Here is a 19,188-nt window from a genome sequence, read left to right on the forward strand (position 1 = left end):
TGGGCCTGGATCAGAGGGGACGAACGTTCTCCGCCTGCGGGCCCTTCGGGCCCTGGGTGACGTCGAACTCGACCTTCTGGTTGTCCTCCAGCGACTTGTAGCCGTTGGTCTGGATCGCCGAGTAGTGGACGAAGACGTCGTCGCCGCCACCCTCCTGCTCGATGAAGCCGAAGCCCTTCTCGGCGCTGAACCACTTCACGGTGCCCTGAGCCATTGTGCTCGTTACTCCTTGTGTCGGGGCGAGAGCCGCCACCTCGGCGACCCACAGCAGATGGAATGACACGTCGCTCCGACCCGTGATGGACACCACAAACCAGAATCGCCGTCGGCCACAATCTCCGCAGGCGTTGAACCTTCCGAAACTGCATCCGCTGCAAACACGACATTACCAATCCGCGCAGACAACGGAAGTCTCCCGCTGCATCGATCTCGCGATCTGCGATGAAGGTTCTGCTACGCAGCCGTGACGACGGCGGAAACAAGGGACGGGGTAGGCCGTGTCGGGCTCGAACCGACGACCCTCGGATTAAAAGTCCGGTGCTCTACCAACTGAGCTAACGGCCCGGGGGAACTCTAGTTCCCCGCCTTCGCGGCGCTGCAGTCGGCGCACAGGCCGACCAGCTCGACGGTGTGCGCGACGTCGGTGAAGCCGTGCTCGTCGGCGACCGCGTGCGCCCACCTCTCGACCGCCGAGCCGGTGATCTCGACGGTGCGCCCGCAGGAGCGGCACACCAGGTGGTGGTGGTGCGAGGTGCTGCAGCGGCGGTACGTCGCCTCGCCGGCCGGACTGTGCCGGACGTCGACCTCGCCGGAGTCCGCCATGGCCTGGAGGGTGCGGTAGACGGTGGCCAGGCCGACCTTCTCCCCCGACTGGCGGACGGCGTCGTGGACCTCCTGCGCGCTCTGGAAGTCGACGGACTCGCGCAGCGCCGCGGTGATCGCGATCCGCTGACGGGTCGGCCGCAGCGCGGTCGGTCGCTCGTCGGTGTCGGTCACGCGCCCTCCTCTGGGAGCCGGAAGTTTGGGAATCACTCTCAATCTACCGCGTCGCGCACGGTCCGTCCGGGTGGTGCCCACTGGCCCGAACGAACCATCGAACCGGGGACGGGCAACCGGGGACGCAGGACCGGGCGCCGGAGTACGCTCGAGCGCGGGAGAGGGAAAGGGAGGACTCTGCCCATGGGGAGCAACGACGAGTTCGGGCCGGACACGGAGACCATCCGGGCCTGGCTGGCGAAGCGCGCCACCTACGCCAAGGACGCGCGCGTCATCGCCGCACCCCGCGGCACCCTCGGCACCCTCGGCACCGACGTCCCGCGCGACCCCGGACCCTCACGCCCGACCCCCTCCCCCGTCGCCGAGGCGGAGCCCGAGGAGCAGGCGGACCCGCCCGCCGAGGTGGTCGACGCGCTTGCCGTACGCCGCCGGGCCGACGGCCCGCGCCCCGACAGCCGCGACGCCGGCCGCTCCGTGCTCGACGCCCTCGGCGCGAGCCCGCCGAGCCCGCCCACGCCGGCCCCCTCCGCCACGCCGACCGATGCCACCGCGGCCGGCCGCTCGGTCGTCGACGCCCTCGGCACCGACCAGCCGCCGGCCCGCAAGCAGCGCCGCGACCGCGCGAAGCCGGCGACTCCCCCCGTGCCCGCTGCCCCCGAGCCGCCGCGCACCACGGTGACCCGCCCGTCGAGCACGGTCCGGGTCAGCGCTCCGGCCGCCCGGTCGTCGTACCAGCCCTCGACGCGGAGCGCGCCGACGCCGCCGCCGCGCCAGGAGCAGCCGGTGCGCCGCGGCCGCTGGACCGAGCCCGAGGAGCACCGCCAGGCGATCGAGGCCACCACCGACGTCGAGTTCCCCGTCCGCAGCGGCATCCGCAGGTTCCTCGGCTTCGTGCTCCTCGGCGCGCTGCTCGCCACCGGCGCGGCGTCGTACTTCGCCAACAAGGACCGCAGCATCGCCGCGATCGGGATCGCCGGCGTGCTGGCCTTCCTCACGCTCGTCGTGTGGGCTGTCCGGGCGAGCTGCGTGACGACGAAGCTGGCCATCCAGCGCGGTCAGCTCATCGTGACGCGGGCCGGGCACGCGCAGCGCGTCGACATCAGCGGCGGGCACACCGTGATCGCGATCGTCGGCGAGCCCGGCGACCGTCGCTGGACCGTCCTCTTCGAGCGCCCCGGCCTGCCACTGGTCGTCGTCAACGCCGGCATGGTCGACCCGCACTGGTTCACCAGCGCGCTCTACCGACTCCGCCCCGAGCTGCGTCCGGGGTGGTCCGACCCCGAGGTGTCCGACGAGTACGCCGGGGTCACGCCGTAGCGATCCAGTAGCGCCGCTTGCCGTTGCGCACGTCCTCGAGGACGCCGCCGTTGGCCTCGATCGTGCGCCGGGACGCGTCGTTGTCGTCCTCGCAGGTCACCAGCACGCGGTCGATGCCGAGGCGGGCGGCAGCGGCGACCGCCAGGGCCAACGCGGCCGAGGCGTGGCCGCGGCGACGGGCGGCCGGCCGGATCGAGTAGCCGATGTGGCCACCCTCCTCGAGGAGGAAGTCGTTGAGCACGTGGCGCAGGTTGAGGAAGCCGACCACCTCGTCGTCCGGCCCGCCGTCCCCGTCGGTGATCCAGAAGTACGACGACGGCACCCGGGTCCCGTCGAGGTCGCCGGGCGCGGTGAGCTCGGTCATCAGGACGAACGCGGCGCAGCCCGCCTCGGTCGGCACCGGGTCGCCCTCGAGGAACCAGTGGCCGGAGCCGTGCATCTCCGTCGTACCGCCGAAGTCCTCGACCATGGCGGCCCAGCTCTGCCAGCGGGCGGTGTCGGGGTCCACGAGTGCCGTCATGGCACCCATCCCACCATCGGCCGGGCGGTCCCGGCGAACGGGATTCCGGCCCACCCAGAACAAGAACGTGTTCTACCCTGAGTGCCATGAACTGGCCGTTCCCGCCTGACGAGACCCCCGACCACGTCGTCGAGCACGAGACGGCCATCTGGGGTCCGCTGGCCGAGGCGGCCCGCGAGCTCGTCGACCTGTGCGTCATGTCGGACGTCGACCCCGAGGAGGTCGCGGCCGCGACCGCCGACGTCGAGGCCGCCGTCGCCCGCCTGCGCAAGGTACGACGCACGCAGACCCTCGGCCAGGAGCACCTGCCGGCCGGGCGTCGGCGCCCGTGGGGCAACCCCGTCATCGGGCTGCGGAACCCGATCGCTCCCCCGCTGCAGGTCCACAGCGTCCCCGAGGGCCGCTCGGAGAGCGACTTCCACTGCGGTCCCGCGTACGAGGGCCCGCCGGGGCTCGTCCACGGCGGCGTCGTGGCGCTCATCCTCGACCAGGTGCTCGGCCATGCCGTCGGCGCGAAGGGGCGCCCCGGCATGACCGGGACGCTCACGATCGTCTACCGGCAGGGCACCCCGCTCGGCGACCTGCGCGTCGAGGCGTGGGTCGAGCGCGAGGACGGGATCAAGACCTGGGCGAAGGCGCAGATGATCGGGCCCGACGGCGTCACCGCGGAGGCCGAGGGCGTGTTCATCCTGCCCCGGGCGATCCGGGAGCAGCTCGCCTGACTTGTCAGGCTGTTCCTGCACTTGTCAGGCGTTGCAACGCCTGACAAGTGCAGGAATCCCCGGTCGACCGGGGATTCATGCAGCAGCCGCGGGTTTCGACCCCGCGGTCACAGGCGCCCGCAGGCTCAGACCTTGACCCCGCGCTTGTTCTCGTCGCTGAGCCGGGCCTCCTCGGCCGCCTGCGCCTCGAGCTCGGCGCGGCGACGCTCGGCGTCGGCGTACTCACCGGGCTCGGAGACCAGGTCGGTCGCGCCACGGGCGAGCCGCTGGAGCGCGACCCGCGCGAAGATCTGCTGCTCGGTCGAGGTCCGCTCGGAGCGGCCCTTGCCGAGGAAGGAGACGGCCCACCGGATCACCGCGGTGACCCGGTTCTTGAAGCCGGTGATGTAGAAGAGGTGGACGACGAGCCACATCAGCCAGGCGATCACGCCGGTGAGGCGGAGCTTGCCGACCATCGCCACGGCGCGGAAGCGGCTGATGATCGCCATCGAGCCCTTGTCGAAGTACTTGAATGGCGGCTGCGCGGGCTTGCCCTTGAGGCGGCCGTCGATCTCCTTCGCGGCGTACTTGGCGCCCTGGATCGCGACCTGCGCGACACCCGGCAGGTTGTCGAGGGAGATCATGTCGCCGACGACGAAGACCTCGGGGTAGCCCGGCAGCGTCAGGTCGGGGTTGACGCCGATCCGGCCGGCGCGGTCGAGCGGGGCGCCGGTCTGGGCGGCGAGCTGCTGGCCGAGCGGGTTGGCCTGGACACCGGCGGCCCACACCTTGGCGACGGCCTCGATCCGCTCGGAGCTGCCGTCCTTGTACTTCACGGTCAGGCCACGCTCGTCGACCTCGGACACCAGCGCACCGAGCATGACCTCGACGCCGAGCTTCTCCAGCTTCTCCTGGGTCCACTTGCCGAGCTTCGCGCCGAACGGCGGCAGCACCTGCGGCGCGGCGTCGACGAGGATGACGCGGGCCTGACGGCTGCTGATGGCCCGGAAGTCGCGGGTCAGCGTGCGGTGGGCGAGCTCGGCGATCTGGCCGGCCATCTCGACACCGGTCGGGCCGGCACCGACGACCACGAAGGTCAGCAGGTGGTCGACGTTCTCACCGCGGGCCGCACCGAGCTCGGCCATCTCGAAGGCGCCGAAGATGCGGCCCCGCAGCTCGAGGGCGTCGTCGATGCTCTTCATGCCGGGGGCGAACTCGGCGAAGTGGTCGTTGCCGAAGTACGACTGGCCGGCTCCCGCGGCGACGATGAGCGAGTCGTACGGCGTCACGAGCTCGCGTCCGAGCACGTGCGAGGTGATCTGGCGGTTCTCCAGGTCGATCGCCGTGACCTCGCCCAGCAGGACCTGGGCGTTCTTCTGGTTGGCGAGCACCTCGCGGGTCGGGGGCGCGATCTCGCCCTCGGAGAGGATGCCGGTCGCCACCTGGTAGAGCAGCGGCTGGAAGAGGTGGTGCGTCGTCTTCGCGATCATCGTGACGTCGACGTCGGCGTGGCGCAGCGCCTTGGTGCCGAACAGGCCACCGAACCCGGAGCCGATGACCACCACCTGGTGCTTGTCGGACCGGGGGACGATCACGCGGTCGGACTGCTCCGGCTGGGTGTCGCCTGCTGCCATGACTTCCTCCTGGACGGCGTGGACGGATGTCGACGGCCGTCCACGGGGGTGCTTCGCGAGCGGCCTCGGTGCCGCTCGGTACCCATTCTCCCGCTTCCTCTCCGCGGGTCCCAACCCGCGACGACGGTCTGGTCGGTCACACTCCTTGGTGAGCCCTTCACGACCGTCACCAAATCAGCTCGGATCTGTTGGTTTGGTTGCGAGTTCAACCGGGTATCGCACTCGGGATCAGGCCTCACCGTCGACCACCACCCCTCGGGCACTGACACCGCGAAAGGTTCCTCCGTGCAGCACCGGCAGACCCTGGAGCTGGCCCCCGGGCCGCGCAGCGTGCACGACGCACGCCGCTGGGTCGTCGCCACCTGCCGCGAGATCGGTCGCGAGGACCTGGTCGACTGCGCCGAGCTGGCGATCTCCGAGCTGGTCACCAACGCCGTGCTGCACGGCGAGCAGCCCGTGCGGATGCAGCTGAGCGGGACCGCCGAGCACCCCCGCTTCGAGGTCCACGACGGCTCCACGATCCCGCCGCAGCCGGTCACGCAGGCGGGCGGCTTCGACATCGACGCCTTCGACCTCGACGCCTTCGACGCCCTCGACGAGGAGCAGCTCGCCGCGCTGACCACTGTCGGCCGCGGCCTCGACATCGTCGCCCGCGCCTCGTTCGTGTGGGGCGCCGAGATCGACGACGAGGGCAAGGCGGTCTGGTTCGAGCCGGCCACGGAGCTCTCCGAGACCGGTGGCACCGACATCCAGATCACCTACGCCAGCAGCCCGTTCGCGGAGGACCACACCCGCGTCGGCGAGGTCGCGGTCCAGATCAACGGCGTGCCGGTCGTCGCCTTCGGCCGCTTCCAGCGCCACTACCGCGACCTGCGCCGTGAGATCCGGCTGCTCGCCCTCGCCCACGAGGACGACTACCCGCTGGCCAAGGTCCTCTCCGAGCACTTCGACGCGCTCGAGCGGCCGCTGCGCTCCAACATGGGCCGCGAGCAGGTCGACGAGGCCAGCGGCGAGGGCCGCAACAGCGTCGACCTGCGCCTGCGGATGCCGCGCGAGACGGCGCGCCAGATCGGTGGCCTGATCGACCTGCTCGACGCGGCCGACGAGTTCAGCCGCGCCCAGCGCCTGTTGACGGCGCCCCGCGGCGCCGAGCAGCGCGCCTTCCAGATCTGGTTCCTCGGTGAGTTCCGGCGGCAGTCGGCCGGGGCCCCCCCGGTGGCTTGGCAGGGCGGCGCCGGGTCCGGCGCCCCGTCCCGCGCACTCTGACGCCGCGGCACTAGCCTCGGCCCATGACCCCGGGACCGCGGCACTTCCTCGCCGTGGCCGCGGGCGGAGCCTGCGGAGCCGTCGTCCGGTACGCCGCCACGCAGGCCCAGCCCGACGGGGCCGGGTTCCCGTGGACCACCTTCGCGATCAACGTCGTCGGGTCGGCGCTGCTCGCGGGCCTGCTCCTGCTGCCGGTGGCCCGCCGCTCGCCGGTCTGGGCCGCCGCGCTCGGCCCCGGGGTGCTCGGCGGCTTCACCACGTTCTCGGCCACGTCGGAGCAGGCGCGCTCGCTGCTCGCCGACGGCCGCACTGGGCTGGCCGCGGCCTATGTCGTCGGCACCCTCGCCGCCGGGCTGGTCGCCGTGGTCGTCGTGGGTGGGCTCGCCCCGTCACTGCCGGCGGAGGACGAGCTGTGACGGCGCTCCTGGTCGCGCTGGGCGGCGCTCTCGGCTCGGCGCTGCGCTACGCGCTCGGCCAGCGGTACGACGACCGGTGGCACCACGGGACCCTGGCGGCCAACACCGTGGCCAGCCTCCTGCTCGGAGCCTGCGCGGGCTGGGCCCTGCACGGCAGCGCCCTCGCGCTGGTCGGCACCGGGTTCTGCGGCGGCCTGTCGACGTACTCCTCGCTGATGGTGCAGTCCCGCGACCTGGGTCCGGCGCGCGGGGCGGCGTACCTCGTCGGGACGATCGCGCTGGGCCTCGGTGCCGCCACGCTCGGATTCACCCTCGCGGGGTAGTCCGCAGCTCGTCAGGCGTAGCCGAGGTCGTGCAGGCGGTCGTCGTCGATGCCGAAGTGGTGGGCGACCTCGTGGACGACGGTGATCCGGATCTCCTCGGTGAGCTCCTCGACGTCCTCGCACATGTCGAGCAGCGGGCCGCGGAACAGGAAGATCCGATCGGGCAGCTGCGGGAGCAGGCCGCCCTCGCGCTCGGTGAGCGCCACGCCGTCGTACAGGCCGAGGAGGTCGTCGGGCTCGCCCTCCGGCGGCTCGTCCTCCACGAGGACGACGACGTTGTGGACCAGCCGGGCCAGCTCCTCGGGGATCTCGTCGAGGGCGGCGTCGACGATGGCGTCGAACTCCTCGGGGCTCATCTCGACCGGCACGCGCGCCATTCTCGCCGACCGCGCCAACGACGCGACCCGCGCGCTGGCAGGATGCGTGCCATGTCGTCCTACGAGCCCCCGGCGGAGTATCCCGGCTACCCGAACCAGCCCGGCTACGGACAACCCGCGTACGGCCAGCCCGCCTACGGACAGCCCGGTTACGGACAGCCCGGTTACGGCTACGGGCCGCCGGCGGGCCCGTGGCAGGCCGGCGCCCAGCTGGGCCTGCCCGACGGCGTGGTCATCGCCTCGCAGGGGCGCCGGGTCGGCGCGTACTTCCTCGCGATCCCGCTCGCGCTGCTCACCTGCGGCATCGGCTACCTGGTCTGGGGCGCGATCGTGTGGGGCAAAGGCACCAGCCCGGCGCTGCAGGTGCTCGGCATGCGGGCGTGGAAGCCGGAGCGGCGCGGCGTGGCCGGGTGGGGCGACATGGCCGCGCGCAACGGGCTCGACTGGCTGATCTCGATGATCACCTGCGGCATCTCGAGCATCGTGTCGTTCGTGATGTTCCTCAGCGACGAGCCGCTGCACCGCACGTTGGCCGACCGCGTCGGCGGCACGGTCATCGTGCACGACCCGCACCGCCGCCTCGGCTGAGCACGGCGGCCCGGCGCAGAACGGGCGAAAACGACAAGAACCGCTCCGGTGATCCGGAGCGGTTCCTCTCTTCTGCGACCCCGACGGGACTCGAACCCGCGGCCTCCGCCGTGACAGGGCGGCGCGCTAACCAACTGCGCTACGGGGCCAGGTGCTCTCCGTGCAGTTTCCTGCGCGGCGAAGCGGATGGAACTCTAACCCATGGCCGTCCCCGGCTCCCAATCGGGAGCGAACCCGGCGCACGACCCGCACCCCCAACCGGATTCGAACCGGCGTACCCGCCGTGAAAGGGCGGTGTCCTGGGCCGCTAGACGATGGGGGCCCTCCGCTGCGGGACGAGGCCCGCAACGGCTCGGTCAGCATAGTGCGCGAGTCCCGGCACACGCCCATCCACACGGGCCCGCGGGACACCTGCCGTCCACGAGGTGCCGCCGCTTTCGTGACTTCCGAGTCCCTCCGGTAAGGTGTGCGACTGCCCGGCCAGGTAGCTCAGTTGGTACGAGCGACCGACTGAAAATCGGTAGGTCGGCGGTTCGACCCCGCCCCTGGCCACGCGCAACCGAAGGGCCCCGCAGCAGTGCTGCGGGGCCCTTCGGCATTCCCGGCCGGACGCCGGCTCGCCGCCCCTTGGACGGACTGTGCGCGCTCACAGTCGGCATCCCTATTATCTCGATCGTCTTGATCGACTAACAAGGAGATGCACCCATGCCGGACCCGTCCCCCCGTCCTGCCGGCCTGTCGCGTCGCGGGCTCGCCGGCGCTGCCGTCGGCGCGCTCGGCGCCGCTGCCGTGGTGAGCGCGACCAGCGAGACCGCCCACGCCGAGCAGCCGTTCCAGGCCATCGCCCGCAAGGGTCCCCGGCCGCGGCCGAACTTCCTCGTCATCCTCGCCGACGACCTCGGCGCCGCCGACCTGAGCGTCTACGGCTCGCCGGACATCAAGACCCCGAACCTCGACGCCCTGGCCGCGACCGGCGTGCGCTTCACGCAGGGCTACTCGGCCGGCGCGGTCTGCTCGCCGACCCGGATCGCGCTCTACACCGGCCGCCACCCGGGCCGGATCCCCGGCGGCCTGCAGGAGCCGATCGGCCAGGTCAACGACCGCGACGGCATCCCGCCGGAGCACCCGACGCTCGCCTCGCTGCTCAAGGGCGCCGGCTACTCCACCCACATGGTCGGCAAGTGGCACGGCGGCTTCCTGCCGACCTTCGGCCCGCTCAAGTCCGGCTGGGACAGCTTCTACGGCAACTACTCCGGCGGCATCGACTACTTCAGCAAGTACGCCCACACCGGCGCCTACGACCTGTACGACGGCGAGCAGCTCGTCGAGGACCCGCGCTACTACACCGACATCCTCACCGAGAAGGCGATCGGCGTGCTGCGCTCGGTCAAGGACCAGCGCGAGCCGTGGCTGTTCAACCTCAACTTCACCTCGCCGCACTGGCCGTGGGAGGGCCCGGGCGACAAGGCGGTCAGCGACGAGATCACCGCGAAGGTCAAGGCGGGCAACCCGCAGGCGCTGTTCCACTACGACGGCGGCTCGCTGGAGAAGTACAAGGAGATGGTCGAGAACCTCGACAGAGCGATCGGCAAGGTGCTCGCCGAGCTCCGGCGCACCGGCCAGGACCGGGACACGGTCGTGCTCTTCGCCAGCGACAACGGCGGCGAGCGGTACAGCTACAACTGGCCCTTCACGGGCGTGAAGGCGAGCGTCAACGAGGGCGGCATCCGGATCCCCGCGATCCTGTCGTGGCCCGGCCGGCTCCCGAAGCGGACCGTCGACGACACCCCCGTCTCCACGACCGACTGGACCGCGACCTTCCTCGAGCTCGGCGGCGCGGAGCCGGACGCGGCGTACCCGCTCGACGGCACCAGCCTCGTGCCGCACCTCTTCGAGGGCGAGGAGGTGCCCGAGCGCGACCTGTTCTGGCGGACCCGCAACGGGCGCGCGCTGCGGCGCGGCGACCTCAAGTACGTCCGGTCGGGCAGCACCGACTACCTCTACGACCTCGGCGTGGACGCACGGGAGCAGGCCAACCTGGCCGCCAGGCGACCGGCGGACCTCGCCGAGCTGCGGACCGCGTGGGAGAAGGTGAACGCGACCCTGCTCGCCTACGCCTGAGCGGTGGCGGCGCCCGCCCTGCGCAGCGCGGGGCGGGCGACCAGCCAGTAGAGCAGGGTGCCGAGCAGGCCCAGGAGCACCATCAGCAGCACGTAGACCAGCTTGCTCTGGTCGGCGGCCTCCCACGTGGAGTCGGGGATCCGCAGCGCCTGGACCAGCACGGCCAGCCAGAGCACGAAGAGCCCGACGACCGCGAGGCCGATCAGCAGCCCCCCGAGGACGACGGCGAGGCCGAAGGCGTCGCCTGAGCGGTCACCGCGCTCCTCGGCGGCGACGGGGACCAGCAGGGTGAGGGAGCTCGCGATCACGAGCCGCATTCTGCTCCTCAGCGGGCCGGGAAGGCACGCATCTCGGCCAGGACGGCGGCGCGGTCCTCCGCCAGCACGAAGCCGGCGGCGATCGCCGCCTCCGTCGCCGCCGTGTACGACGCCCGGTAGTCCTCCGGCGAGGCCCACCGCCGACGCAGGTCGGCCTCCGGCAGGGCCAGGGTCCGCCCGAACAGCCCGCAGATCACGGACGCACCGGGCGCGTCGCCGGCCAGCACCTCCACGGCCGCCTCGACGACCGGCGTGCGGACGCCCCCGCGGACGTTGCCGACCTCGTCCCTGACGAACGCGCCGTCGCGCACCTCGATCGGCGTCGCGGACGGCGCCGCCGGGCCACCGCGCGCCCAGACCACCAGGTGGCGCAGGGCCGCCCGGACGACGTACACCTGCTGGCCGCGGTTGACCGGGTCGGGGCAGCCGAGGAAGGCCTCGAACTCGCCGATCTGGAAGAGGTCGGCGTGCGCGGCGCCCGCGACCTCCCAGACACGCAGCAGCGGACCGTCGGGCTGGCGCGCGGGCAGGTAGTTCATCCGGCCGAGCAGGTCGCCCTCGGTCTGCACGACCATGACGGGCACGTCGAGGTCGCGGCGGATCGGCGTCGGGACGCCGCTCTCGCGGGCGGCCAGCAGGTCGATGCCGCAACCCGCCTTCCCTGCCGGTGCCGCGACGTCGCCGCGGCTGTGGATGAGGAAGCCGTCGAAGAAGCGGTCGTGCGGGTGGACCTCGTTGACGTGCGTCGTGAGCAGGTACGCCGACTGGGACTCCCCGATCGCGAGCACCTGGTCCGCGCCGACCAGCGCCGCGACCGCGCGGGCGGTCTCCGTGAAGATGCCGTGCGCGTGGAGGTCGCCGGGGTGGTGGAGCCCGCCGTAGCGGTCCGGGTCGACGCCCTTGAGCCCCTGCAGCGCGGCGCCCTCGACGGCGACCACGGCGGAGCCGCCCTCCACGCCGTTGAACTGCGCCGAGACGCCGGCCCACGCGTGCCCCTGCCGCACGAGCTCGTCGGCGAGATAGGTCCAGTCCGGAGCCGCGTCCGCGCCCGAGCTGACGTTGAGCCACTCCACGACGAGGGTACCGCTCGCGGGCGCGGACTCCGGTCGCCGGAGGACCACGCGGGTGCTGAACGGGGCGGGAGTGGTGCCGCTGGCGGCGTACTCGACCTCCGACCAGCCGGCGGCCGCGAGGTCGGGTCCGGGGCGCGCGGAGGTCAGGGCGAGACCGTTGCCGCCGGTGAGCGGGGTGAGGGTGACGCGGGGCACGGGGAGATCATGCTGCATCGCCGCCTGCATGGGATCCTGCGCGGGTGCTGCCCGCGTTCGAGATCGTCGCCCGCCACCGCCCGGTGGAGGTGGTCGGGACCCCGCTCCTCACCGAGGTGTACGACGACCCGGCGGCTCAGCAGTCGAGCACCGGGAAGCTGCCCCTGCTGGCGCCGTTCGCGGCGGTCGAGGTTTCGCTCTCGTCCCGCGGCGGCGGGACCGCGGCGAGCCTCGCCGGCCCGGACGGCTCCCAGTTCTCGTCGGTGATCGACCAGGGCCGGGTCTGCATCACGGTGCGCTCGGGCGACCGGGAGAGCATCCACCGCAGCCGGCGCCACGGCAGGACCCGCTCCCCCGGCCGCCTCGCGCTCGCGCTGACCGGCACGCACGTCTCGGCGCTGACGCTCGAGGGCGGCGCCTGGGTGGTCCGGGCGCGGGTCGACCTGTCGGCGTCCGGCACGGGCGCGATCCCCGACGTGCGCGACCCCGGCTGGCTGGCCGGGGTGACGGCCTCGTGGTCGTCCACGGAGCCCGGCGCCGTCACCGGCTGGACGGCCGGGACGTTCGGGCAGCTCGGGTTGCGCGACATCAGGCTGGTGACCTGGGCCGACGGCTCGGCGTACCGCACGGACGACGGCTCGGTGCTGCTCTCTGCGACCGCTGCGGGACCGGGGTTCTTCGGCACGGCACACACCTCTACGTGGACTCTCAACGCACAAGGGGGGGTGCGGCGCGGTGCCGAGCTGTACTTCCAACGACCCGACCGTCCGGGAGGCTACGGCGACCATGCGACCCACGTGGTCCGCGACGGCGACCGGTGGCTGGTCGCCACCAGCACGTGGTCGGACTTCCCCGCCGACCCGGGGGCGCGCGCGGACGCGCGGGTCGCGGTCACGCTCGCCGAGACGACCGCCGACCTCACCCGCGGCCAGCACCTGCTGACGACCCGGGCGCTCGACCTGCCGACCGACGGCCCGAGCGTCGGCGTCTGGGACCCGCACCTGGTGCGCGACGACGACGGCTCGTGGCTGGTCGGCTACGTGAGCGCGCGGCGGTTCTTCGACTTCCACCCGGTGCTCGCGGCCGGACCGTCGCTCGACGAGCTCACCCTGCGCGGTGCCGCGACCGACCGTACGGCGACCGAGGGCACCACGCTGGCGCGCCTGGACGGCGCGTGGCGGGTCCTCGCCAGCGACGGGCGCGACAACAGGCGCGCCGTGCGCGGGCGGTTCCCCGTGTTCGACACGTCGATGCGCGAGGTCGGCACCGTGGACGCGCCGTACCCGACGAACATCCCGTGGCCGACCATCGTGCCGCCGGACCCCGACGAGCCGGGAGACCGCTGGCGGCTGGTGACCTTCGACGGGACGCCGTCAGGAGGCGCGCTCGTGGGCTACGGGACCCACGGTGACCTGCTGGTGCTGCGGGGCACTCGATGAGTGCCGCCACGCATCACTTGCGCGGGTCGTAGTCCGCCCACTTGTCGAGCACCTCGTCGTCGACCTCGTCCTCGACGCGGTCAACGGGCTCACCGTGGAGCTCAGCGGCCAAGGCCGAGAGGTCCGTGTCGTGAGTGCGGTACTTCAGGTCGCGTGCGACCTTCGTCTGCTTGGCTTTCGCTCGGCCGCGGCCCATAGGGTCCAGCCCCCTCGCACACTTGGCCGGGAACCCTCCGGGCCCCGGACTGCTGAATCAGAGTCTCGTGGGCACAACGGTACATGGCCGGTGGCTGTTCCCGCACGTCAGGGCGCCCGTTCGGACGCGCCGTGCGGCGAAGGTCACCAGCGGGGTCACCAGCCGGGGTGCTGACCCACCAGCTCGACGGTGCCCTGCTGCGCCGGGTCGACCCCGACCTCGCCCGCGACCCAGCTGTCGATGCCGAACTCGCCGAGCCGCGCCAGGGCCGCGTCGACGGAGTCCGGCGCCACCAGGGCGACCATGCCGACGCCGCAGTTGAGGGTGGCCTCGAGGTCGGGCTGGGCGACCTCGCCGACCCGGCGGACCACGTCGAAGACGGGCGCCGGGGTCCAGGTGGAGCGGTCCAGGGTCGCCTTCAGCTCCGGCGGCATGACTCGCGCGAGGTTGTTGGCGAGGCCACCACCGGTGATGTGGGCCATCGCGTGGGTCTCGGTCTCGCGGGCGATCGCCAGGCACGGCTTGGTGTAGATCCGGGTCGGCTCCAGGAGCTCCTCGCCGAGCGTGCGGCCGAACTCCTCGACGTGCCGGTCCACGGTCCAGCCGGCCTGCGTGAAGAACACGTGGCGGGCCAGGGAGTAGCCGTTGGAGTGCAGGCCGCTCGCCGCCATCGCGATCACGACGTCGCCCTCGCGGACCAGGGAGGCACCGAGGAGCGCGTCGGCCTCCACCACGCCGGTAGTGGCGCCGGCGACGTCGTACTCGTCGGGGGCGAGGAGGCCCGGGTGCTCGGCCGTCTCCCCGCCGACCAGCGCGCAGCCGGCCTCGACGCACGCCTCCGCGATGCCCTTGACGATCGCGGCGATCCGCTCGGGCACGACCTTGCCGGTCGCGATGTAGTCGGTCATGAAGAGCGGCTCGGCGCCGCAGACGACGAGGTCGTCGACGACCATGCCGACGAGGTCGAAGCCGATCGTGTCGTGCTTGTCGACCATCTGCGCGACCGCGACCTTGGTGCCGACGCCGTCGGTGGAGGTCGCCAGCAGCGGACGCTTGTACGACGTCAGGGCGCTCGCGTCGAAGAGGCCGGCGAAGCCGCCGAGGCCGCCCAGCATCTCGGGCCGGCGGGCCTTCTCGACCCATTCCTTCATCAGGTCGACGGCGCGGTCCGCGGCCTCGATGTCGACGCCGGCACGGGCATAGGCGTTCTCAGCCACGGTTCCCCTTGGTTCGCTCACGGGTTGTTGAAGACAGGAAGCGCCTCGCCGTGCGTGCTCGGCTTGAGCGTCGCCTCCAGGAGGTGCTTGCCGAGCAGGCTCTCGTCGGGCAGCTCGATCGGGTACTCACCGGTGAAGCAGGCGGTGCACAGCGTGCTCTGCTGCTGGCCGGTCGCCTCGACCATGCCGTCGAGCGAGATGTAGCCGAGGCTGTCGGCACCGACACTGGCGGCGATCTCGTCGACGTCGAGGCCGTTGGCGATCAGCTCGGCGCGGGTGGCGAAGTCGATGCCGTAGAAGCAGGGCCACTTGACCGGCGGGCTCGAGATCCGCACGTGGACCTCGGTCGCCCCGGCCTCGCGCAGCATCCGGACCTGGGCGCGCTGGGTGTTGCCGCGCACGATCGAGTCGTCGACGACGACGATCCGCTTGCCGCGGATCATGTGCTCCAGCGCGTTCAGCTTGAGCCGGATGCCGAGCTGGCGCAGCGTCTGGCTGGGCTGGATGAAGGTGCGCCCGACGTACGCGTTCTTGACGAAGCCCTGGCCGAACGGGATGCCGCTCTCGAGCGCGTAGCCGGAGGCAGCGGGCGTGCCGGACTCGGGGACCGGGATGACCAGGTCGGCGTCGACCGGGAACTCGCGGGCCAGCTGCCGGCCCATCTCGACGCGCGCCTCGTGGACGCTGCGGCCGGCGATGGTGGCGTCGGGACGGGCGAGGTACACGTACTCGAACACGCAGCCCTTGCGGCGCGGCTCGGCGAACTTGTGGGAGCGCAGGCCGTCCTCGTCGATGACGAGGAGCTCGCCCGGCTCGACCTCGCGGACCACGCTGGCACCGACGGTGGCCAAGGCGGCGTCCTCGCTGGCGACGACCCAACCGCGGTCGAGGCGGCCGAGCACCAGCGGGCGGATGCCCTCGGGGTCGCGGGCGGCGTACAGGGTGTTCTCGTTCATGAAGACGAACGAGAACGCACCCTCGACCTGCGGCAGCAGCTCCAGGGCGCGCGACTCCAGCGACTGGTCCGGGTGGTGCGCGAGCAGCGCGGTCACCAGGCTGGTGTCGTTGGTCGACGTCTCGAGGTTGCGGGCGTGGATGTCGAGCTCGCCGTCGTCGCTCGGCAGGTCCTGCACCATCTCCGCGAGGGCGGCGGTGTTGATCAGGTTGCCGTTGTGGCCGAGCGCGATCGAGCCGTCCTCGGTGGGCCGGAAGGTCGGCTGGGCGTTCTGCCACGTGCTCGCACCGGTGGTGGAGTAGCGGCAGTGGCCGACCGCGAGGTGGCCCGCGAACGACTCGAGGGTGTTCTCGTCGAAGACCTGGGACACGAGGCCCATGTCCTTGTAGACGAGGATCTGGCGCCCGTTGCTGACCGAGATGCCGGCCGACTCCTGCCCGCGGTGCTGCAGGGAGTAGAGGCCGAAGTAGGTCAGCTTGGCGACGTCCTCACCCGGGGCCCATACGCCGAAGACTCCGCACACGGCTCCAGCGTACCGGCGAAGTGGCCCCAGACCTCAGTTGGCGAGGCTGCGGCGAGACGAGCGCTCCACCACGGCCGTGGCGACCTGCGCGGCCTGGGCGCGGATCTCGGGGATGGCGGTCGACTCCCACAGCGTGCCCTTGCGCGGCGGACCGACGAGGTGGAGGTCCGGGACCGGGTTGCCGGCGGCGTCGACGACCTGCCCCTCGGCGGTCGTGTCGAGGCCGAGCGCGAGGCGGTCGGGACGGACCGTGCCGCGCGCGAGGAGCGACTGGAGCAGGGGGTCCGCGCTCTGGCGGACGTCGGAGAGGGGGCCGGTGCAGTTGACGACCGCGTCGACGTCGTACGACGTGGCGTCGGTGGTCGTCACGCGACATCGCTCGCCCCGGTCCTCGGCCGTCGCGATGCTGCTGGCGCGGACGTGGAGGCGGCCCTCGTAGCGGTAGCGCTGCAGGCGCAGGGCGACGTCGGGCGCCATCCGGTGGCGGCGCACCTCCCAGTCCCGGGCGTAGACCTCGAGGAAGCGGACCCGCTCGGCGTGCGGCAGCCGGCGCCACAGGTCCTGGGTCGCGGGCCGGACGCCGTCGACGACGGCGCGCCAGTTCACGCCGCGCTCGGCGGCGGCCGCGCACTCCTCGGCCAGCGCCGTGGCGATCTCGTCGGCGCTCACCGGGCCGGGCCCCTCGGGGACCTTCGTGACCCACGCCGTGTGCGCCTGGCCGACGTGCGGCTTCGGCAGCAGGCCGTTGCGGCTCAGCATGGTGACCTCGCGTCCGGGGCCGTCCTCGAGCAGCGTGATCACGGTGTCGACGGCGGTCAGGCCGGTGCCGACGACCACGACGGAGGCATCGGCGGGCAGCGCCCGCAGGCGGGCCAGCTCCCACGGGTTGGCGACATGCCACGGCGCCTCAGGGAGGGCCTCGCCCGTGGTCGAGGCGACCAGCGGACGGGGCGGCTGGTTGCCGTGGGCCAGCACGACGGCGGAGGCCTGGCTGCGCGAACGCTCGGTGACGATCTCGAAGCCGGTCTCCGTCGGCACGACGTCGAGCACCCGGCCGGCACGCACCCGGAGCCGGTCGTCGGCGACGTCGGCCAGCCGGTCCTGGAGGTAGATCGCGTAGTCGGCCCGGGGCAGGAAGCCCTGCGGGTCGCTGCTGCGGCCGGTCCGCAGCGCCCAGTCGAGGAGGTCGGACGGCGAGTCCGGGAAGGCGCTCATGTGCCGCGCCCGGACGTTGAGCAGGTGACGTTGGTCGTTGGTGCCGTAGGCGATCCCGCGCCCGACGATGCCGCTGGCCTCGTGGATGACCACCTCGAGGTCCGGGTCGTCGGAGCGCACCAGCAGGTTGATCGCGGTCAGCACGCCGCTGGCGCCGCCACCGATCACCGCCACCCGGTTGCGCTGGCCGACCTGCCCGGGCTGCGGCGTACCCGCCTCCGTCACCGTCATGCGAGTGAGTCTAGCGAATCACTTGACTTTGGGCCGAGTTGCCAGTTTGGCGCGTTGACTTGCCGATATGGCGGCTTGAGTTGCCAGTTCTGTCGACCCACGCAGGCAGAACCGGCAACTCGGCGGACCAGACCGGCAAGTCGACCGGCCAGACCGGCAACTCGGCCGGCCAGACCGGCAAGTCGGCGGGTGGGGGTCAGGCGCCGAGGTTGCGGAGGAGGAGGGCCTCGGCGAGCAGGACCTTCTCGAACTCGGCCAGGTGCAGGCCCTCGTTGGGGCCGTGGGCGCGGGTGTCGGGGTCCTCGACGCCGGTGACCAGCACCGACGCGGCAGGGAAGCTCTCGAGGAACTCCGCGATGAACGGGATCGAGCCACCGACGCCCATGTCGACCGGCGGGGTGCCGTCCCAGGCCTCGGTGAAGGCGGCGCGGGCGGCGTCGTACGCCGGGCCGGTGGCGTCGATCGCGATCGGCTCGCCGGTGTCGACCACCTTGGTGGAGAGCTCGGCGCCCCAGGGGACGTTCTTCTCCAGGTGGGCCTGCAGGCAGGCGACGGCGTTCTCGCCCGTGTCGCCCGGCGCGATCCGGACGGTGACCCGGGCGCGGGCGACGGGCGAGAGCGTGTTGGAGGCGCCGTCGACCTTGGGGGCGTCGAAGCCGGTGACGGTCACGGCCGGCTTGGTCCACAGCCGCTCGACGGCGGGGCCGCTGCCCACCCAGGACAGGCCGGGGATGGCGCCGGACTCGGCGCGCAGCCGCTCCTCGGGGTAGTCGACGTCGGCGGCCGGGCCGCTGACGAGGCCCTCGATGGCGGAGCCGCCGTCGGCGTCCCAGAGCGTGTCGAGCAGGCGGACGAGCGCCATGATCGCGTCGGGCTCGAGGCCACCCCACATGCCCGAGTGGACGGCGTGGGTGAGCGTGCGCAGCTCGACGTCGACGCGGATCAGGCCGCGGAGGCTGGTGGTCAGGGCGGGCACGCCGATGTCCCAGTTGCCCGAGTCGGCGATCACGATGACGTCGGAGCGCAGCCGGTCCTCGTACTTCTTCAGCAGCTGCGGCAGGGTCGCCGAGGCGACCTCCTCCTCGCCCTCGATGAAGAGGCGGACGGTCACCGGCAGCTCGTCACCGAACGCCCGCAGCGCGGCGAGGTGGGTGATGATGCCGGCCTTGTCGTCGGCGGCACCGCGGCCGTAGAGGCGGCCGTCGCGCTCGGTGGGCTCCCACGGCGGGCTGTCCCAGTCGGCGTGGTCGTTCTCGGGCTGGACGTCGTGGTGGGCGTAGAGGAGCACCGTCGGCGCGCCCTCCGGTCCCTTCTTCTCGCCGATCACGGCGGGCGGGGCGCCGTCGAAGGCGCGCACGATCTCGACGTCGACGCCCTCGGCGGCGAACAGCTCGGCAGTGACGCGAGCGCTCTCCTCGACCTGGTCGAGGCGGGCGGGGTCGGCGCTCACGGACTGGATGCGGACAAGTGCCTCGAGGTCCGATCGGACACCCGGCATGAGGCCGGCGAGACGCGTACGCAGGTCGGTGGTGGTGACAGGTCCGGTCATGGGCCCAACCTATGACAGC

General features: G+C 72.5%; 20 protein-coding genes and 4 tRNA genes. 9 read left to right on the top strand and 15 right to left on the bottom strand.

The features are described from left to right. Positions 1-10 precede the first annotated feature (10 nt). The 3 genes from AC2YHB_RS15600 to AC2YHB_RS15610 form a co-directional block, all read right to left on the bottom strand. On the bottom strand, positions 11-214 hold the full coding sequence (locus AC2YHB_RS15600) for a cold-shock protein (RefSeq protein ID WP_036550836.1): 204 nt from the start codon (positions 212-214) through the stop codon (positions 11-13). A 277-nt stretch (positions 215-491) separates the two neighbouring features. Then, positions 492-564, bottom strand: a tRNA-Lys gene (locus AC2YHB_RS15605). A 9-nt stretch (positions 565-573) separates the two neighbouring features. Further along, complete coding sequence (locus AC2YHB_RS15610; RefSeq protein ID WP_308645493.1) at positions 574-996, bottom strand: Fur family transcriptional regulator; 423 nt, start codon at positions 994-996, stop codon at positions 574-576. Positions 997-1,179: 183 nt separating this feature from the next. On the opposite strand from AC2YHB_RS15610, the gene AC2YHB_RS15615 reads away from it, so the two are divergent. Further along, the gene (locus AC2YHB_RS15615; RefSeq protein WP_487354244.1) at positions 1,180-2,313 is read left to right on the top strand and encodes a hypothetical protein; all 1,134 of its coding nucleotides are present in this window, start codon (positions 1,180-1,182) and stop codon (positions 2,311-2,313) included. Here the strand turns inward: AC2YHB_RS15615 and AC2YHB_RS15620 are convergent. Next, positions 2,303-2,833 (bottom strand): GNAT family N-acetyltransferase, encoded by a 531-nt coding sequence (locus AC2YHB_RS15620; protein ID WP_036551437.1) that lies wholly within the window; start codon positions 2,831-2,833, stop codon positions 2,303-2,305. The genes AC2YHB_RS15615 and AC2YHB_RS15620 overlap by 11 nt on opposite strands. 86 nt (positions 2,834-2,919) lie before the next feature. Between AC2YHB_RS15620 and AC2YHB_RS15625 the strand changes: the two genes are divergently transcribed. Next, positions 2,920-3,555 carry a PaaI family thioesterase gene (locus AC2YHB_RS15625; RefSeq protein ID WP_179648077.1) on the top strand — a complete coding sequence of 212 codons (636 nt, stop codon included), beginning with the start codon at positions 2,920-2,922 and terminating at the stop codon, positions 3,553-3,555. A gap of 125 nt (positions 3,556-3,680) precedes the next feature. On the opposite strand, the gene AC2YHB_RS15630 is transcribed toward AC2YHB_RS15625, so the two are convergent. Then, positions 3,681-5,168 (bottom strand): NAD(P)/FAD-dependent oxidoreductase, encoded by a 1,488-nt coding sequence (locus AC2YHB_RS15630; RefSeq protein ID WP_036550833.1) that lies wholly within the window; start codon positions 5,166-5,168, stop codon positions 3,681-3,683. Between the two features lie 285 nt (positions 5,169-5,453). Here AC2YHB_RS15630 and AC2YHB_RS15635 point away from each other — a divergent pair, with 285 nt between their 5' ends. From AC2YHB_RS15635 to AC2YHB_RS15645, 3 genes are read left to right on the top strand one after another with little or no spacing between them, the layout of a single operon-like run. Continuing rightward, a complete protein-coding gene (locus AC2YHB_RS15635) occupies positions 5,454-6,434 on the top strand; it encodes an ATP-binding protein (RefSeq protein ID WP_487354245.1) in 981 nt (326 codons plus the stop codon). Between the two features lie 23 nt (positions 6,435-6,457). After that, on the top strand, positions 6,458-6,850 hold the full coding sequence (locus tag AC2YHB_RS15640) for a fluoride efflux transporter FluC (protein ID WP_051932964.1): 393 nt from the start codon (positions 6,458-6,460) through the stop codon (positions 6,848-6,850). Further along, entirely contained in the window at positions 6,847-7,173 is a 327-nt protein-coding gene (locus tag AC2YHB_RS15645) for a fluoride efflux transporter FluC (RefSeq protein ID WP_487354246.1), read from the top strand. The genes AC2YHB_RS15640 and AC2YHB_RS15645 overlap by 4 nt, the downstream gene beginning before the upstream one ends. 11 nt (positions 7,174-7,184) lie before the next feature. Here AC2YHB_RS15645 and AC2YHB_RS15650 read toward each other — a convergent pair whose 3' ends face one another. After that, positions 7,185-7,550, bottom strand: coding sequence for a metallopeptidase family protein (locus AC2YHB_RS15650; protein WP_207006815.1), 366 nt, complete (start codon positions 7,548-7,550; stop codon positions 7,185-7,187). 51 nt (positions 7,551-7,601) lie between these two features. Between AC2YHB_RS15650 and AC2YHB_RS15655 the strand changes: the two genes are divergently transcribed. Then, positions 7,602-8,138, top strand: a complete 537-nt coding sequence (locus AC2YHB_RS15655; protein WP_487354247.1) for an RDD family protein — start codon at positions 7,602-7,604, stop codon at positions 8,136-8,138. A 75-nt stretch (positions 8,139-8,213) separates the two neighbouring features. On the opposite strand, the gene AC2YHB_RS15660 is transcribed toward AC2YHB_RS15655, so the two are convergent. Together AC2YHB_RS15660 and AC2YHB_RS15665 are read right to left on the bottom strand one after the other, a co-directional pair. Then, a tRNA-Asp gene (locus AC2YHB_RS15660) sits at positions 8,214-8,287 on the bottom strand. A gap of 100 nt (positions 8,288-8,387) precedes the next feature. Continuing rightward, positions 8,388-8,460, bottom strand: a tRNA-Glu gene (locus AC2YHB_RS15665). A gap of 156 nt (positions 8,461-8,616) precedes the next feature. Here AC2YHB_RS15665 and AC2YHB_RS15670 point away from each other — a divergent pair. Further along, positions 8,617-8,690: transfer RNA gene (locus tag AC2YHB_RS15670), tRNA-Phe, on the top strand. Positions 8,691-8,843: 153 nt separating this feature from the next. Next, positions 8,844-10,259: a sulfatase-like hydrolase/transferase gene (locus AC2YHB_RS15675; RefSeq protein WP_487354248.1), complete on the top strand. Its 1,416-nt coding sequence runs from the start codon at positions 8,844-8,846 to the stop codon at positions 10,257-10,259. On the opposite strand, the gene AC2YHB_RS15680 is transcribed toward AC2YHB_RS15675, so the two are convergent. After that, positions 10,250-10,567 (bottom strand): PLDc N-terminal domain-containing protein, encoded by a 318-nt coding sequence (locus AC2YHB_RS15680; RefSeq protein ID WP_179648081.1) that lies wholly within the window; start codon positions 10,565-10,567, stop codon positions 10,250-10,252. The genes AC2YHB_RS15675 and AC2YHB_RS15680 overlap by 10 nt on opposite strands. A 17-nt stretch (positions 10,568-10,584) precedes the next feature. Beyond that, entirely contained in the window at positions 10,585-11,844 is a 1,260-nt protein-coding gene (locus AC2YHB_RS15685; RefSeq protein WP_487354249.1) for an alpha/beta hydrolase domain-containing protein, read from the bottom strand. A 44-nt stretch (positions 11,845-11,888) separates the two neighbouring features. Between AC2YHB_RS15685 and AC2YHB_RS15690 the strand changes: the two genes are divergently transcribed. Beyond that, positions 11,889-13,283, top strand: a complete 1,395-nt coding sequence (locus AC2YHB_RS15690) for a hypothetical protein (protein ID WP_179648083.1) — start codon at positions 11,889-11,891, stop codon at positions 13,281-13,283. Positions 13,284-13,296: 13 nt separating this feature from the next. Here the strand turns inward: AC2YHB_RS15690 and AC2YHB_RS15695 are convergent, their stop codons facing one another. The 5 genes from AC2YHB_RS15695 to AC2YHB_RS15715 all read right to left on the bottom strand — a co-directional run bounded on the left by AC2YHB_RS15695 (position 13,297) and on the right by AC2YHB_RS15715 (position 19,169). Beyond that, complete coding sequence (locus tag AC2YHB_RS15695) at positions 13,297-13,479, bottom strand: DUF3073 domain-containing protein (RefSeq protein WP_036550799.1); 183 nt, start codon at positions 13,477-13,479, stop codon at positions 13,297-13,299. Positions 13,480-13,634: 155 nt separating this feature from the next. Further along, entirely contained in the window at positions 13,635-14,696 is a 1,062-nt protein-coding gene (purM, locus tag AC2YHB_RS15700) for a phosphoribosylformylglycinamidine cyclo-ligase (protein WP_036550798.1), read from the bottom strand. A 17-nt stretch (positions 14,697-14,713) separates the two neighbouring features. Then, complete coding sequence (gene purF, locus AC2YHB_RS15705; protein WP_242530357.1) at positions 14,714-16,174, bottom strand: amidophosphoribosyltransferase; 1,461 nt, start codon at positions 16,172-16,174, stop codon at positions 14,714-14,716. Positions 16,175-16,207: 33 nt separating this feature from the next. Next, positions 16,208-17,620 (bottom strand): FAD/NAD(P)-binding protein, encoded by a 1,413-nt coding sequence (locus tag AC2YHB_RS15710; RefSeq protein WP_487354250.1) that lies wholly within the window; start codon positions 17,618-17,620, stop codon positions 16,208-16,210. A gap of 196 nt (positions 17,621-17,816) precedes the next feature. Further along, a complete protein-coding gene (locus AC2YHB_RS15715; protein WP_036550796.1) occupies positions 17,817-19,169 on the bottom strand; it encodes a dipeptidase in 1,353 nt (450 codons plus the stop codon). Positions 19,170-19,188: the final 19 nt, after the last annotated feature.

It is taken from the genome of Nocardioides sp. SRI_004, assembly GCF_057586415.1.

Coding starts and splice junctions, on each gene's coding strand:
- AC2YHB_RS15630 (WP_036550833.1), bottom strand. CDS start 5,168: ATGGCAGCAGGCGACACCCAGCCGGAGCAGTCCGACCGCGTGATCGTC.
- AC2YHB_RS15600 (WP_036550836.1), bottom strand. CDS start 214: ATGGCTCAGGGCACCGTGAAGTGGTTCAGCGCCGAGAAGGGCTTCGGC.
- AC2YHB_RS15640 (WP_051932964.1), top strand. CDS start 6,458: ATGACCCCGGGACCGCGGCACTTCCTCGCCGTGGCCGCGGGCGGAGCC.
- AC2YHB_RS15695 (WP_036550799.1), bottom strand. CDS start 13,479: ATGGGCCGCGGCCGAGCGAAAGCCAAGCAGACGAAGGTCGCACGCGAC.
- AC2YHB_RS15650 (WP_207006815.1), bottom strand. CDS start 7,550: ATGGCGCGCGTGCCGGTCGAGATGAGCCCCGAGGAGTTCGACGCCATC.
- AC2YHB_RS15710 (WP_487354250.1), bottom strand. CDS start 17,620: ATGACGGTGACGGAGGCGGGTACGCCGCAGCCCGGGCAGGTCGGCCAG.
- AC2YHB_RS15620 (WP_036551437.1), bottom strand. CDS start 2,833: ATGACGGCACTCGTGGACCCCGACACCGCCCGCTGGCAGAGCTGGGCC.
- AC2YHB_RS15675 (WP_487354248.1), top strand. CDS start 8,844: ATGCCGGACCCGTCCCCCCGTCCTGCCGGCCTGTCGCGTCGCGGGCTC.
- AC2YHB_RS15625 (WP_179648077.1), top strand. CDS start 2,920: ATGAACTGGCCGTTCCCGCCTGACGAGACCCCCGACCACGTCGTCGAG.
- AC2YHB_RS15615 (WP_487354244.1), top strand. CDS start 1,180: ATGGGGAGCAACGACGAGTTCGGGCCGGACACGGAGACCATCCGGGCC.
- AC2YHB_RS15715 (WP_036550796.1), bottom strand. CDS start 19,169: ATGACCGGACCTGTCACCACCACCGACCTGCGTACGCGTCTCGCCGGC.
- AC2YHB_RS15655 (WP_487354247.1), top strand. CDS start 7,602: ATGTCGTCCTACGAGCCCCCGGCGGAGTATCCCGGCTACCCGAACCAG.